13 protein-coding genes and 3 tRNA genes are annotated in these 13839 nt (G+C 38.0%); 12 read left to right on the forward strand and 4 right to left on the reverse strand.

Going from position 1 to position 13839, the window contains the following annotated elements:
- Positions 1-43: 43 nt before the first annotated feature.
- The 3 genes from ACM40_RS02085 to ACM40_RS02095 all read right to left on the reverse strand — a co-directional run bounded on the left by ACM40_RS02085 (position 44) and on the right by ACM40_RS02095 (position 3596).
- The gene (locus tag ACM40_RS02085) at positions 44-499 is read right to left on the reverse strand and encodes a hypothetical protein (protein ID WP_048501173.1); all 456 of its coding nucleotides are present in this window, start codon (positions 497-499) and stop codon (positions 44-46) included.
- On the reverse strand, positions 499-879 hold the full coding sequence (locus ACM40_RS02090) for a RidA family protein (RefSeq protein WP_040993923.1): 381 nt from the start codon (positions 877-879) through the stop codon (positions 499-501). The genes ACM40_RS02085 and ACM40_RS02090 overlap by 1 nt, the downstream gene beginning before the upstream one ends.
- A 131-nt stretch (positions 880-1010) precedes the next feature.
- The gene (locus tag ACM40_RS02095) at positions 1011-3596 is read right to left on the reverse strand and encodes a putative LPS assembly protein LptD (protein ID WP_410492730.1); all 2586 of its coding nucleotides are present in this window, start codon (positions 3594-3596) and stop codon (positions 1011-1013) included.
- A gap of 51 nt (positions 3597-3647) precedes the next feature.
- On the opposite strand from ACM40_RS02095, the gene ACM40_RS02100 reads away from it, so the two are divergent.
- The 12 genes from ACM40_RS02100 to ACM40_RS02155 all read left to right on the forward strand — a co-directional run bounded on the left by ACM40_RS02100 (position 3648) and on the right by ACM40_RS02155 (position 11387).
- A complete protein-coding gene (locus ACM40_RS02100) occupies positions 3648-4937 on the forward strand; it encodes an N-acetylmuramoyl-L-alanine amidase (RefSeq protein ID WP_048501174.1) in 1290 nt (429 codons plus the stop codon).
- Positions 4938-4995: 58 nt separating this feature from the next.
- Positions 4996-5070, forward strand: a tRNA-Glu gene (locus tag ACM40_RS02105).
- A gap of 12 nt (positions 5071-5082) precedes the next feature.
- Positions 5083-5403 (forward strand): hypothetical protein, encoded by a 321-nt coding sequence (locus ACM40_RS02110; protein WP_048501175.1) that lies wholly within the window; start codon positions 5083-5085, stop codon positions 5401-5403.
- Positions 5404-5470: 67 nt separating this feature from the next.
- Positions 5471-5725: a 30S ribosomal protein S20 gene (gene rpsT / locus ACM40_RS02115; protein ID WP_048501176.1), complete on the forward strand. Its 255-nt coding sequence runs from the start codon at positions 5471-5473 to the stop codon at positions 5723-5725.
- Between the two features lie 10 nt (positions 5726-5735).
- Positions 5736-5807 (forward strand) — tRNA-Glu (locus ACM40_RS02120).
- A 96-nt stretch (positions 5808-5903) separates the two neighbouring features.
- Positions 5904-5975: transfer RNA gene (locus tag ACM40_RS02125), tRNA-Glu, on the forward strand.
- A gap of 180 nt (positions 5976-6155) precedes the next feature.
- Positions 6156-6734: a Crp/Fnr family transcriptional regulator gene (locus ACM40_RS02130; protein WP_117614854.1), complete on the forward strand. Its 579-nt coding sequence runs from the start codon at positions 6156-6158 to the stop codon at positions 6732-6734.
- A 59-nt stretch (positions 6735-6793) separates the two neighbouring features.
- Positions 6794-7420, forward strand: coding sequence for an FMN-dependent NADH-azoreductase (locus ACM40_RS02135; RefSeq protein ID WP_048501178.1), 627 nt, complete (start codon positions 6794-6796; stop codon positions 7418-7420).
- A 131-nt stretch (positions 7421-7551) separates the two neighbouring features.
- Entirely contained in the window at positions 7552-8208 is a 657-nt protein-coding gene (locus ACM40_RS02140) for a FadR/GntR family transcriptional regulator (protein ID WP_048501179.1), read from the forward strand.
- A gap of 58 nt (positions 8209-8266) precedes the next feature.
- Positions 8267-9472 carry an MFS transporter gene (locus tag ACM40_RS02145; protein WP_048501180.1) on the forward strand — a complete coding sequence of 402 codons (1206 nt, stop codon included), beginning with the start codon at positions 8267-8269 and terminating at the stop codon, positions 9470-9472.
- 143 nt (positions 9473-9615) lie between these two features.
- Positions 9616-10380, forward strand: a complete 765-nt coding sequence (locus ACM40_RS02150; RefSeq protein ID WP_048501181.1) for a T9SS type A sorting domain-containing protein — start codon at positions 9616-9618, stop codon at positions 10378-10380.
- Positions 10381-10598: 218 nt separating this feature from the next.
- Positions 10599-11387 carry a T9SS type A sorting domain-containing protein gene (locus ACM40_RS02155; protein WP_048501182.1) on the forward strand — a complete coding sequence of 263 codons (789 nt, stop codon included), beginning with the start codon at positions 10599-10601 and terminating at the stop codon, positions 11385-11387.
- A gap of 167 nt (positions 11388-11554) precedes the next feature.
- On the opposite strand, the gene ACM40_RS02160 is transcribed toward ACM40_RS02155, so the two are convergent.
- Positions 11555-13831, reverse strand: a complete 2277-nt coding sequence (locus ACM40_RS02160; protein ID WP_048501183.1) for a DUF5074 domain-containing protein — start codon at positions 13829-13831, stop codon at positions 11555-11557.
- Positions 13832-13839 lie beyond the last annotated feature (8 nt).

Consider the following 13839-nt stretch of genomic DNA (forward strand, 5'->3'; position numbering starts at 1 on the left):
GTCTTTTATATAACAAAAACGCTGCAGAAATCTGCAGCGTTTTTTATTTGGATTTGTTCATTTTCTCGGCAATTCTCCTTTTATTTTTCCGTTCATAAATAACCGCTACAATTTTTCCTCCTATCCACGAAAACGGGAAAAATGTAAGAAAAATAGAGATTTTATAAAACGTTGGATGGTATGGAAATACAATCACATCCAGCATGGCTATGAAAAGCATAATAAATCCGATAAGAATAGCATAGGCTACCTTGGCATACTTCACAATAAGCGCAGTAGCAACTCCTCCTATCGTAGTTCCCAATCCGGAAACAAACAGCAGAAATCCGAAAAATGCATTATCGCCCCTCATACTGTAAAGAAATCTCTGCCAGTGCTCAAAAGGGGCAAAAGCTTCGAAAGTGATCCATTGCGGAAAAACCCTTATACCAAGAGTAATCGTAAGTCCCGCTATAGCAAGACCTACAAGAACCGCAATTGTATTTCTTATAAAATTCATTAATCCTGATGTGCAATCATAGAAATTTCGATGTCAACATTCTTAGGCAGGCAGGAAACCTGTACTGTTTCGCGTGCCGGATAGCTGTCTGCATCAAGATATGAAGCATAAATATCATTCATTACTGCAAAATCGTCCATACTTTTAAGGAAGATGGTAGCTTTCACTACATTTTTGAAGGTTAAGCCTGCTTCCGTCAGAATGGCCTCAAGGTTTTTCATGACCTGGTGTGTTTCCTTCTCAATTCCTTCTACCAGTTTGCCCGTTGCAGGATCTACAGGGATCTGTCCGGAAATATATAAAACTCCGTTAGCCAGATTAGCTTGTGAATAAGGCCCGATAGCCGCAGGTGCATTAACTGTGTTAATTATTTGTTTCATAAGTGGATATTTATTTTTCTCTAATTTCTTATGTCATCACTATCTGCTGTAAAATTTAGTCAACAGCGATTTCATTAGAATTTATTTTGGTTGCAAATATAAAATTTATATTTACAATTGTCAATCTGATATTAGAAAGGTGCGCCCGGCTGTGTAAAACTTCTGTCTTTGTATTTCAGCGCATCACTTAAGATATTGGCTTTGATACCGATAAAGAAGTCATATACCTTATACTGCCCGAAGGGCACCCAGTTGAAATTGATCGTAAAACTTCGCTGATCTCTGGAGAACCCGATTCTGGTATAGGCAAGATCTTTCGTTACGAGGTCAAAATGCGTACTTCCGTTGATATTCCAGTACGGAGTAAGTTTAATACTGCCGTCCAGACCTATAGAAGCAATCTTGGTACCAAGTGCAGACAGCCCTTTTGAATACGCATAGTTGGCATTGATATTTAAAGTCCATGCCTGATCGAAATGGGCATAATTATCATCATCAAAATAATAATTTTCATTCCTTATTTCTCCTTTTGCAGGATATTTTTTAGCATAGTCTGTTTTTTCGCCAAAGAGTTCGCTGCTTAAAGGATAGGATAACTGTACATTGAATCCCTGCACGCTGAAGTGGCCAAACTGCTCTGTTCTTATTCCCTGTGTAGCACCCGGTTCAAACACAATCTTATAAGGCTCCAGTGAGAGGCTGGTATTAACGTTTAATTTATTATTAAAGAAAGAAGACTGCCCGTTGATGCTGAACACAGACCACGGATGGTCTTTGGCCGCGAAATTGTAATTCCCTGAAAGGTTAAGAGATTCGAAGATCTTTATTTTCTTTACGCCGGTAGAATCACTTTTAGATTTTACCTTCATTTCAATATTGTTCCCGATATTAAAACCCAGGGCTCCTACCACACCGCTTGACGGGCTTCCTACAATTCCTTTTTCAAAAATAGAATAAGGAGTCAGCGCTCCTTCCGCATTGTAATAATTTCTGTAATATCCAAACCCTGGACTTGAGAAATCCGGTGAATAGGTAAAGCTAAGGCTTGGCGTCATCATATGTCTTACCGCTTCAATCGCAGATCCTTTTTTGAATTTCAGCATTCCGTAAAGAGTGGTCTGAAGGCTGGCAGAAGATGAGAATGTAGAATATCCCGCAATATTCTTCTGGATTTCGTCTACATCCACATTTTTTACAGGATCGTAATACTTTCTTAGAGTCTTAGTAGTTAAAGCATTGTCAACAGTTGCGTTTAAACTGAATGTAAAATATTTAGCTACCGTTGTATTGGTCCCCAGGGCAATATTATTTTTAAGCCCTGTTTGCATCTTGTCCCACATTGCTTTTTTAAAAAGCTCATTTTCCTGTGTCGTTACAAAGTTGGTCAGGTTAAAACCTGTATTCACCGTAATATTTTCAAGAAGTCCTTGTCTCACTCCCGTTTTTGACTTAAACAGATAGAACTGGTTGATGGCAACATTCACTTGGGGAAGACGAAGATCAGCAAGTCCGGTCGCAAAATTTTGAGAATATGATGCTGTTCCCGTAATTGTTGCAGGTAGTTTTAAGAATCTTTTTGTAACCGTTACCGCAGAACTCTGCTGAGTATTCAGGACGTTTTGGTTAAAAATATAGTTATTGTTAAGCGGATTGTTATAAAATTTGGTACTTACGACATCCACAGAAGCACTGAAAGTCAGGAAAGGGTTCGCCTTGGTGTCCTGAGTGTGCGTCCATGCAATTCTGTACGTACTGTTTTTAGTATAATCATCCAATCCTTTGATTCCTCTTACCATAGTTCCCACATCTGCTGTAAATGTCCCGGAATAGCGGTATTTCTTCAGATAATTCATCTGCGGCCTCAGGTTCCAGCTCCCTTTGGTATAAATATCGGCAAGTATTTTAAGATCGAAATGCTCCCCTATCGGCTGATAATACCCTAACCCATTGAGAAAAAAGCCTACATCTTCCCTTTCCCCAAAACTTGGAATAAGAATCCCGGCAGCCCTCTTCTCTGAGAACGGAAGAATGGCAAACGGAAGGATAAGAGGCGTAGGAACCCTTTCTATATACATCTGTATAGGCCCCGTAACAATCTGTGATTTGTTTTTGGTCTTGATCAGCTTGATGTTGGATGCCCGCATAAAGTAATCCGCAGCTGTATCTTTTTTCTTGATATAATATTCGTCCGTGGTATAATCTGCGTTCCTCATGGCAAAAACGGAATCATTATACTTCTTGGTTTTCTGTGCCGTGATGACCCCTTCACTTTCTTCTGTCCTTGCATTGAAAGCTATAGCCTGTTTGGTTTTTGTATTGTAGCTGAACTCGTTGGTTTCATACTTTTTACCGGCCTGAGTAGTAATTACAGGCTCAATAATCTTTCCTAATGAATCCAGTTTTCCGCGTGCATAGATGAGATTTTTGTTATCATCGATAGAAATATAATCTGCATCGATCTGCATGTCCTGGTATTTTACCTGGGCATTTTTATTCAGAAACGTCATTTTCTTAGGAACATCTCTTCGCTGGTCATCTGCTTTTGTGCGGAGAACATCATCTAAAGCTTCCTTTTTTATTACAATGGTATCCTTTTTGGAAATAGTATCATTAACCGCATTTTTAGGCAATTTTTCAGGTGTTTTCTGTGCTAAAAAATTGTTAAAAATTAGGATAATTAAAATTTGTAATATATTTTTGAGGACGGTTTTGGCCAATTTTATTCTATAATTATGGCTCAAAATTAGTATAATTTTTAAAACTGTAAGATGTACAAACAAAAATTTAAAATAATTTTATCATTTCTCACCATCCTTTCCAGCATTTTAGTTTTTTCACAAAAGAAATTTACAATCGTTTTGGATGCTGGGCATGGGGGAAGTGATCACGGAGCGAACAGAACTTATGCAGACATAGGAAGAGTTGCCGAGAAAGATGTTACGCTTGCCGTTACTTTAAAAGTAGGGGCAATGTTGGAAAAAAACAGAGATTTCAAAGTTATATATACCCGTAAGTACGACGAATACCCTTCCCTTTCGGACAGAACCAATCTGGCCAACAGGAGCAAAGCTGATCTTTTTGTCTCTATCCACTGTAATTCTTCACAAAGACCTACGGCTTATGGAACCGAAACCTATGTACAGGGACCCAACCAGAATGACGAAAATCTTGAAGTAGCCAAAAGAGAGAACGATGTAATTTTTCTGGACGAAAAAGACAGACAGACCTTCGGGTCCTACAATCCGAGTTCCCCGGAATCTCTTATAGCATTAAAACTGCAGCAAAACAAATATCTGGAATCCAGTTTATTGCTTGGCGGATTGGTAGAAGATAATTTTGTTAATAAAGACAAAAGGTTTTCAAGGGGAGTATTTCAGAAAAACCTTCACGTACTTCGTATGAATGCAATGCCATCGGTACTTATTGAAACAGGATTCATCAACCATCCGGAAGAGAGCCATTACCTGGCCTCCGAAAAAGGACAGAATGAAATTTCGGAAAGTATTTATAATGCCATTATCGATTATAAAAAAGCAATTGACAGAAAAACAGGAGGATCCTCCATTGCTACAAGAAAACCTGAACCTGAAAAACCTGCTGAAACTCCTTTAAAAAATGATTTCAGAATTTTACTGTTGAGCTCCCCTACCAAATATAATGACGGAGATCCGGCTTTAAAGGGCTTAAATTATATTCTTCCTATTAAAGACAATGGTCAGTATAAATATTACTATGGAGTAACCAATATGGCCTCGATCAAGGATATTAATCTTAAAACTGCTAAAGATGCAGGCTTCAGAAATGCTTATGCGGTAGGATTTATGCCGAATCAGAAACTGCTGACAGGTTATTATACCATAGAGGTTTATACAGGCGAAAAACTGAATGGCAATTCGTTTATTCTTCAGACATTGAAAGATGTGGAAAGAAATAAAGACAATGGAGTGTTCTATTACACGTATGGTAAAGTATATACTTTGGAAGATGCTGTGAAGCTTCAAAAAGACCTTGAATCCAAGGGAATCAAGAATACCATTATCCAAAAAGTTTTTAAATAACGTGAAAAATAATTTTGAAGTTAAAAAGTTAATTATTACTTTTGCAACCTCAAAATTTGGCCTATTCGTCTAGTGGTTAGGACTCAAGATTTTCATTCTTGCAACAGGGGTTCGATTCCCCTATAGGCTACCAAATTTGAATATCATGCCGGATTTAAAAATACAAGAAGCTAATCTTCTTTTTAAGAAAATCCACTCTAACCCAAAAAGTTACGATTTACAAATCAATGAAGACGGGATTACAGGCAGGGATGATAAAATAAGTTTCAGGCTTTACAGGACGGGAGAAAGGTTTGCCTTTGAAGTAACCATTGACGGACTTTCCTTTACCAATACTACGGGAGAATGGAACAATGCAATGATTATGCTTAGCAGCACAATCAAGAAAATAGAACGAGAACAAGAGAATTTAAAAATAGAACAAGCAATAGATAAACTCAGAAAATACCTGTCCGAAGAAAATTGAAAAATTTTAAAAAATAATTTGGCAGATTCAAAAAAAGTTTATAGTTTTGCACTCACATTTGAACGATATGGCAAATCATAAATCAGCATTAAAGAGAATTAGACAGAACGAAGTTAGAAAAGTTCGTAACAGATATTATCACAAGACTGCAAGAACTGCTCTTAAAGTTTTGAGAAATGAAGAAAACAAAGCTGCTGCTACAGAGCAACTGCCAAAAGTTATCGCTTTATTGGATAAATTAGCTAAGAAAAACATTATCCACAAAAACAAAGCGGCTAACTTGAAAAGCAAATTAACAAAGCACGTTAATAAATTAGCGTAAAAGTATAGTTGGCCCGTTCGTCTATCGGTTAGGACCTCAGATTTTCATTCTGGTAAGAGGGGTTCGATTCCCCTACGGGCTACTAATTTTAATCACTGCTAACCGAGTGGTTAAAAATAAGAGTTGACACTTATAAAAACAAAAAATCTAACACACTATCTGATAGTGGAAGATAGAGGGCCCGTTCGTCTATCGGTTAGGACCTCAGATTTTCATTCTGGTAAGAGGGGTTCGATTCCCCTACGGGCTACTAAACAGGAAAAATGATTCATATCGTTTTTCCTGTTTTTCTTTTAGGCATATCCTATATAAAGATCATTCTCAGGAGACTCAGAATGCAAAATATAAGTTTCAGTCGCTTTATTTACAATCCCTTTTATTAAATTGCATCCTGATAATTCATTAAATCAGACTAGATCCATTGAACGGTTTGCAAAAATTAATTGATACCATTTCAAAGTACGTTACACTTACCCAAGAGGAACAGGTGCTTTTCGGTACTTTATGGTCAGAAAAGATTTTGGAAAAAGGCGATTATCTGCTTAGAAACGGAGAAATCTGCCGCACGGATAATTATATTGTCTCCGGAACCCTGAAGGCATTCTGCATCAATGCCAACACCGGCAATGAAGAGATTCTGTATTTTGCCATTAATGAATGGTGGGCAACGGACATGGAGAGTTTCCGTAAACAGGAGCCTTCGATTTACAATATCCAGGCACTGGAAAAAACTGAAGTCCTACAGATCAATTTTCATGCTTTTCAAAACATGTTGAAGCAAATCCCTTCGCTTGAAAGGTACTTCCGCATCATTTTAGAGAGCTATCTCGGAGCTTTGCAAAAAAGAATAATCTACACCCATATCTATAACGCAGAATATCGGTACCTTGATTTTTTGCAGAACTATCCACAAATTGCAACTAAAATACCACAATATCTCATTGCCTCCTATCTGGGCACCTCACCAGAATTTCTGAGCAGGATCCGGAAGAAAAACAAAATCCATTGAACTAGATCAATATTCTCCTTTTTTTAAGTTCAGACCTTTGTATTTATAAATTCAAAAAGATGAACAAGTTACTTATCATTAATGCAAGCATTAGAAATGAAAGATCCTACAGCAGAAAACTGACGCAGTTATTTGTTGATAATTGGATGCATAAACACCCTGAGGATCGTTTTACTTTCAGGGAAACAGGACTGGAAATGATTAAGCCGATTAATGAGAAATGGATCGCCGGAGCATTTGCACAACCGGAAACCCGTGATGAAGAGGCGCAGCAAGCCTTACAACTGAGTGATGAACTGATCAGGGAACTGAAGGAAAATAATATGTATGTCATCGGAACCCCTATGTACAACTGGTCTGTTCCAAGCGGATTAAAAGCGTATATAGACCAGGTAATGAGGATCAATGAAACCTGGAAGTTCCGTTCCGGAAAACCTGATGGAGATTATGTTGGACTGCTTGAGAATAAAAAACTGTTCATTCTTTCGAGCAGAGGTGATACAGGTTATGGCGAAGGTGAAAAAAATGAGCATATGAATTTTCAGACAACGTATTTAAAGTTTATTTTCGGAATCATGGGAGTTAAAGATATTACTGTAATTTCACTGGATAATGAAGAGTTTGGAGGCGAAATATTTGAACATTCAAAACAGAAAATTTTCCAGGCTATCAACGCTATTGAATAATTTTGCAACAAAGAGAGATTTTAATAAAATCTCTCTTTTGTTATCTGTTCATTTTAATCTTTACTAAAATTTTTAGGAAATATTCTGAAAAAAGTTCTACCTTTGCATTCATCAGATGATAAGATGTATTTATGCAAATTCAAAGAAGAACATTAGCCCAGGAAGTTGCAGAACGATTGATTCAAGGTATAATCAACGATGAATATGCTATTGGTGAAAAGCTTCCGATTGAACCGGAACTGATGAAAATTTACGGTGTAGGGCGTTCCAGCATTCGTGAAGCCATAAAAATATTATCTATAAAAGGAGTATTGAGTGTCCAGCAGGGTGTGGGAACGTTCGTAACTTCTAAAAATGTGCAGGAATCATTAGAAACCAAGATCGACAAAGCTGAAATAGAAGAAGTATATGAAGTACGTTCTGTCCTGGATTCTAAGATTGCAGCGAAGGCAGCCATTCATCGCAGCGAAAAAGATTTAAAAACAATGAAAATATATCTGGATCTCCGGGAAAAGCTTGCTGGAGAAAACCAGGCACTGGAATGCTACCAGGCTGATATCAATTTTCACATATCCATTGCCGAAGCTTGTGGTAATACATTATTGAAAGAAATATATAAGATAACAAGCAAGCATATTCTCAGAACATTTGAGAGCAGTCACAACAACACTACAGACTCTTTCAAAATTTCACAAAAAATACATACAGATCTTTATCAATGTATTGAAAAGAAGGATCCAGAAAATGCAGCCCGTATCGCACAGCTTATTGTAGATAAAGTATATTAACAAATAATTTTTTAACAAAATTCATCAGATGACATGATGAATTTTAAAATTACAATTCATGGAAAATATTCAGAAACCAACCATTGATACTACTAAAATTGTTTACCCTATCCTGTTTATGATCAGTTTTTCTCATTTTTTAAATGATCTGATCCAATCAACTATCCCTTCATTATATCCAATTCTAAAGGGTGAGTTCAGCCTGTCATTTGCCCAGATCGGTATCATTACTCTGGTATTTCAGCTTACAGCTTCCATTTTACAGCCGTTTGTCGGGATTTATACTGATAAAAGACCTAACCCGAGATCTTTGGCTATAGGAATGGGACTATCGATGGCGGGACTTCTCCTTTTGGCAGCTGCCCATCAATATTATATGATTCTGGTTTCGGTTGCTTTAATTGGCATGGGATCTTCCGTTTTTCATCCCGAGGCCTCCCGGGTGGCACAGCTGGCATCGGGCGGTCAAAAAGGACTTGCCCAGTCAATCTTTCAGGTAGGAGGAAATTCAGGAAGTGCTATCGGACCATTGCTGGTTGCATTAGTTGTATTACCGTTGGGACAAGGATACGTAGGACTTTTTGCTATTGCAGCTTTTATAGGCATTATATTATTATGGAGAATTGGAAACTGGTATGCCGAAAGATTGGCATTTAAAAAGACGGTTCAGCATCCTGATAACATCATTACCGTTCAGCTGTCCAGAAAAAAAATTATATTTTCTGTCACAGTCCTGCTGGCTCTGGTATTTTCCAAATATATCTACCTGGCATCAATGACTAACTATTTTACTTTTTTTCTTATTGATAAGTTTCACATTTCTGTAAAGGATTCCCAATTATATTTATTTATGTTTCTTGCAGCAGTTGCTGTAGGCACAATCCTTGGTGGGAAACTGGGTGACAAATACGGCAGAAAGAAAATTATCTGGGTTTCCATTTTGGGAGCTGCCCCTTTTACGCTTTGCCTTCCCTATCTTCCTTTGGTTTGGACTATACTATTTGCTGTTTTAATCGGTTTAATTATCGCATCTGCATTTTCTGCCATCCTTGTATATGCCACAGATCTTATGCCTAACAAGATTGGACTGGTTGCAGGCTTATTTTTCGGATTTATGTTTGGAATGGGCGGGATTGGTTCTGCTGTTCTGGGAGCATTAGCAGACGATACCAGCATCGAATATGTATTTAAAATCTGTGCTTTCTTACCTCTTATGGGCATAATAACTGCGTTTTTACCTAATATTAAAGGAAAGAAAAAATAATTTAATCTTATAAAACTTAATAGTTGTGGTAATTATATTGAATTAAGAAATATTACATAATTCACATTAAATAGAAATAATATTGCTTGCATATACTTTTATGTTTAAATTTGGATAAAACATTAACCAAACTTTATTACAATATGAAATCTATTTTACTTTCAAAAGGCCTCCTTTTTCAGGCTGCTTTATTTATGTCTTTTTTATTTCAATCAAATAACACACAGGCACAAAGCAGAATCTATGCGAACGATCAGCTTTCCAATGTATATGGCGTATGCCTGGGATGTTCCGTACAGAACCCTCTGAATGCTGTGGGAGATGATGAAAATAACTATTCCACCATGGTTATGGGTACTGTTTTATTGGGAGGCGTTGAGCAGACCCTGAGATTCCCGGAGGTGAGAATCAACACTAAGCTGGTAATCGGTATCGGCACTAATAATATTCCTCTTACCGTCCAGCTTTTAAGCGGAGTATATATAGAAACAATGAGCGGAACAACATCGAACAATGACAGCCAGATGATCAACGGAAATCTGCTGAAGCTTGCAGATAATCCATCCAAAGCAACGATCGAACTTATTCCTGCCAGCTCCTATAACGCAGTTAAAATAAGATTGAGCGGCGGCGTACTCAGCCTCGGCGGCGGATTCAGGATTTATTATGCTTACCAGGATCCACTGTTCAGCATACTGGCCCACAGCCAAAACGGTCAGGTTACTCTTGGAGGCAATGTTCCGGTAGAAGGTTCAGAAGTAACACTGTTCAATGCATACGGAAAAGAAGTCTTTCGTTCTACATTAAAATCAAACACTTTTGAACCCAGACAGCCTGAAGGTGTTTATATCATGAATGTACAAACTAAAGAAGGAAAAACATATTCCAGAAAGATTTCAATCAAATAATTAAATAAGCAATACAATAAATACGGTAGATTTTTAAGTCTGCCGTTTTTTCTACTTATTTTCAGAGAAATACAAAAAAACAACAATTAAATGAAAATGAATTCACAATCACAAATATCAACAAATCATTAACAATTCACATAAATATGAAATAAAATAAACAACATAATCATTTTATTTATAAATTTATAAAAACTAAAATCCAAAATCTTATACCTATGAAAACTTATTTATTACCTGCGCAAAGCGCAATGAAAGCAGCAGTTCTGGCATCATTCCTACTTTTAACAAGCACGATGACTTTTGCACAGATTGTAAAGACCTATGCAAGCAGCCAAACCAATCAGGTATTTGGAGTATGCTTAGGCTGCGGAGTATTGAATCCTCAAAATGCAGTAGGAAGCAACGAAAATGACTACTCAACTCTTCAGGTTTCAGTAGGTCTTTTGGCGAGAACGGAACAGACATTGATCTTTCCAACGACCAATATTGCTAACAACACCAACAAACTTGTGATTGGAATTGGTTCAAATGGCACTCCACTATCTGCTCAGCTATTGGGAGGAGTATCAATTGAAACATTTAACGGCAATGTTTCCAACAACGATTACCAAAGTCTTGACAATGGATTGATCAGCCTTGGAGCCGGAGACCCAAGCAAAGGTGAGATTGAACTCACCATGAACATTCCTTTTGACCGTGTCAAAATCAATGTGAATTCAGGATTATTGAATATAGGTGGTGAGCTTAGAGTATATTATGCTTATCAGTACAAAGATCCGTTCATCAGTTTCATGGCTCACAATGAGAACGGACAGTTTACTCTTGACAAAAATATTACTGCAGCAGGTTCAGAGGTTACTTTAACCAATACTTCAGGAAAAGAGGTATTTCGTTCCAGGTTGACATCAAACACATTTGATACAAAACTGCCACAAGGAATATACATCATGAACCTTACTACAAAAGAAGGAAAAACATACTCTAAAAAGGTGATCATCAAATAATAAAAAGAAACATAACAGATCGGACCCGGCAAGCTTAAAAGCTTGCCGGGTTTTTATATCCAAATTTATTATGATACCTGATCCATAATAGTTTTCACCGTCAAATAAAAACCCCGACCAGTTTTGGTCAGGGTTAGGCTAACAAGATTAGCTATCTGAAAATAGCATTAGTTTTTGATTATTTTTTGCTGGTATACTGCTTTATCTGTTACAGCTTTTATAATATAAATACCTTTTGGAAGCGCACTAACATTGATCTGCCCATTGTTCAATTGTGCATTGACTATTCTTCCCGAATCATCATACATAGAAACATTCTGGATTTTCTCATGAGTTTTAAGAGTCAGAATATCCGTAACCGGATTCGGATAAATGCTGAACTCAATTTTCTTCGCTTCTGCTGTAGCCAAAGTAGAAGCTGTACTATTGACCGTAAGTACTTTTTCAACTGTTTTTCCGTTTGAATTGAAACTGATCTTAATATCAGCCGTTCCGGAAGCTAGCGGAGTCAAAACAAGTTCATCATTGGCATTGATCACTGCAGAAACAGCCGACGGGTTGGAATTTGATTTAATGGATTTTACAATGGCAGATGAAAGATTATCTTCGTCAGAAACTACCGCTTTCAGATCAATCACAGAAGCATTACTTACGTTAACCTGTGACGGGAATGTACTGCTTACAGCCGGAAGACTATTATCCGGGAATACAGCCATAGCCGGAAACCAGTAATAATCATTAAGGGTCTTCGTATTGGTAAGCGTTCCGTTAACATCAAAAGTGTGAATCCAGTTCTTTTGATAATGGGCACCAAAACCGCTTTCAGTCGTATTCAGGATCAGTTCATCAGTAGTTGGGTTCACGCGGAGACCTGCCCCGTAAGGAATCTGTTTATAAGTACCTGTCTGTCCCGGAATGGTTGCAAAGCTTTCGTTAAATGCTTTTGTAGTCACATCAAATTTTACAATCTGTGTTCCTGAAACAAAACTGTTAACCGAATTGATCCAGTATAAAACATTCTGTTTGCTGCTTGCTGAAAAACTTCCTGCATTCCATGCTCCCCATGAACCTAGATATTTGGTCGTAGGAATATTGTAAGAAGTGGTTACAAAAGTCGTAGGATGAATATTTACCACTTTCTGATCCTGAATAGCCCAGATGCTTCCATCTTTAGCCTGTACAACAGAATGGAATGCTCCGGGAATTGTGCTGATCAAAGTATCCGTAGCAGGATCGATTACTAAAATTCCTGCAGACTGCTTCACAGCAAATACATATTTAGAAGAACGGATCATATTTCCGATCTGGCCGGCATACTGACCTCCACCGCCTGTTCCGGTAATCAAACTTCCAACCTGTAAATTGGCAATATCAAATACATAAACACCATTGGAAGCACCGATGTAGCCTTTATTTTCGTTAACTCCTACAAAGGATCTTCCGTCGCCACCGCCAATATTATTAAATCCTGCAATTTTCTGCATGGTATGTGCGTTGGCTACAACCAGCCTTCCTCCGGGTGTATATTGAGTGTCTCCGCCATCCGCAGCCTGTTTTGAGATAAAATAAAACTTATCACCATAGATCGTCCCGTACTGGGTAGTAGCACCAAAGGCATGGTTGTTATTCGCATTGCTGTAGACACGGTAATTAACCTGACCGTTATTGTCAATAAAATTGACAGAACCGTTGGTATGCCCGAACCATTCTTCATTCACCATAAAATAGCCGTTGGTAAAATTGGCAGCAGAAACATAAGCCGAAACCGGTGTCAGTGTAGAAGAAACAGGAAAAGAATTCATTCCCGGATTAAAATTCCAGACATCCCATGAACCGTTCTGAAGCACACGGGAAGTAGCTCCTACTCCTGAATATCCGAAATCAGCATCTGCAGGATCTTTTACCCAATAAGACCAGTAGCTGTTGTACCATCCGGAACCCCAATGATCTCCTGCATCTGCCGCAGTAAAATCATCAAAATCATAAGCCGAGGTATTTAAAACACCGCTTACAGGATAAAGAGGATAAGTTGTATTACCATTTTTGTAAAGGGCATTGGTATTCTGTCCGTTCAGATCAAAACCGAATCCTCCGATTGCCGTTCCGAACTGTGTTCCCGGATAAAGTAAAGTAAAAAACCTGTGGTCTGCCTGGGCAATCGCTCTGAGCATATCTTCACCGGTTGCATTTCCGTTCCATCGGAATCCCCATACCAGGGCATCCGGATTTTTGCTGTCGTTCCACTGCACCACAAAAGCCGCTTCATTTGTTCCGCTTCCCACCCAATACTGAATATCGGAAAAATTGATATTGGTGGCTACTGTTGTATTCAGCTGGTTGCTGCTACCCTGAATATCATTTCTGGGTACTCCCTGTACTGTCACCTGTGCATTCGTAAAGAACGCAAAAAGGAACAGCATGGTCAAAAGGTAAAACTTTTTCATTTTTTAGA

Origin of the sequence: Chryseobacterium sp. BLS98 (genome assembly GCF_001045445.1) — a bacterium.
Taxonomy (GTDB): Bacteria; Bacteroidota; Bacteroidia; order Flavobacteriales; family Weeksellaceae; genus Chryseobacterium.

Coding starts and splice junctions, on each gene's coding strand:
- ACM40_RS02085 (WP_048501173.1), bottom strand. CDS start 499: ATGAATTTTATAAGAAATACAATTGCGGTTCTTGTAGGTCTTGCTATA.
- ACM40_RS02090 (WP_040993923.1), bottom strand. CDS start 879: ATGAAACAAATAATTAACACAGTTAATGCACCTGCGGCTATCGGGCCT.
- ACM40_RS02100 (WP_048501174.1), top strand. CDS start 3,648: ATGTACAAACAAAAATTTAAAATAATTTTATCATTTCTCACCATCCTT.
- ACM40_RS02110 (WP_048501175.1), top strand. CDS start 5,083: ATGCCGGATTTAAAAATACAAGAAGCTAATCTTCTTTTTAAGAAAATC.
- rpsT (WP_048501176.1), top strand. CDS start 5,471: ATGGCAAATCATAAATCAGCATTAAAGAGAATTAGACAGAACGAAGTT.
- ACM40_RS02135 (WP_048501178.1), top strand. CDS start 6,794: ATGAACAAGTTACTTATCATTAATGCAAGCATTAGAAATGAAAGATCC.
- ACM40_RS02140 (WP_048501179.1), top strand. CDS start 7,552: ATGCAAATTCAAAGAAGAACATTAGCCCAGGAAGTTGCAGAACGATTG.
- ACM40_RS02145 (WP_048501180.1), top strand. CDS start 8,267: ATGGAAAATATTCAGAAACCAACCATTGATACTACTAAAATTGTTTAC.
- ACM40_RS02150 (WP_048501181.1), top strand. CDS start 9,616: ATGAAATCTATTTTACTTTCAAAAGGCCTCCTTTTTCAGGCTGCTTTA.
- ACM40_RS02155 (WP_048501182.1), top strand. CDS start 10,599: ATGAAAACTTATTTATTACCTGCGCAAAGCGCAATGAAAGCAGCAGTT.
- ACM40_RS02160 (WP_048501183.1), bottom strand. CDS start 13,831: ATGAAAAAGTTTTACCTTTTGACCATGCTGTTCCTTTTTGCGTTCTTT.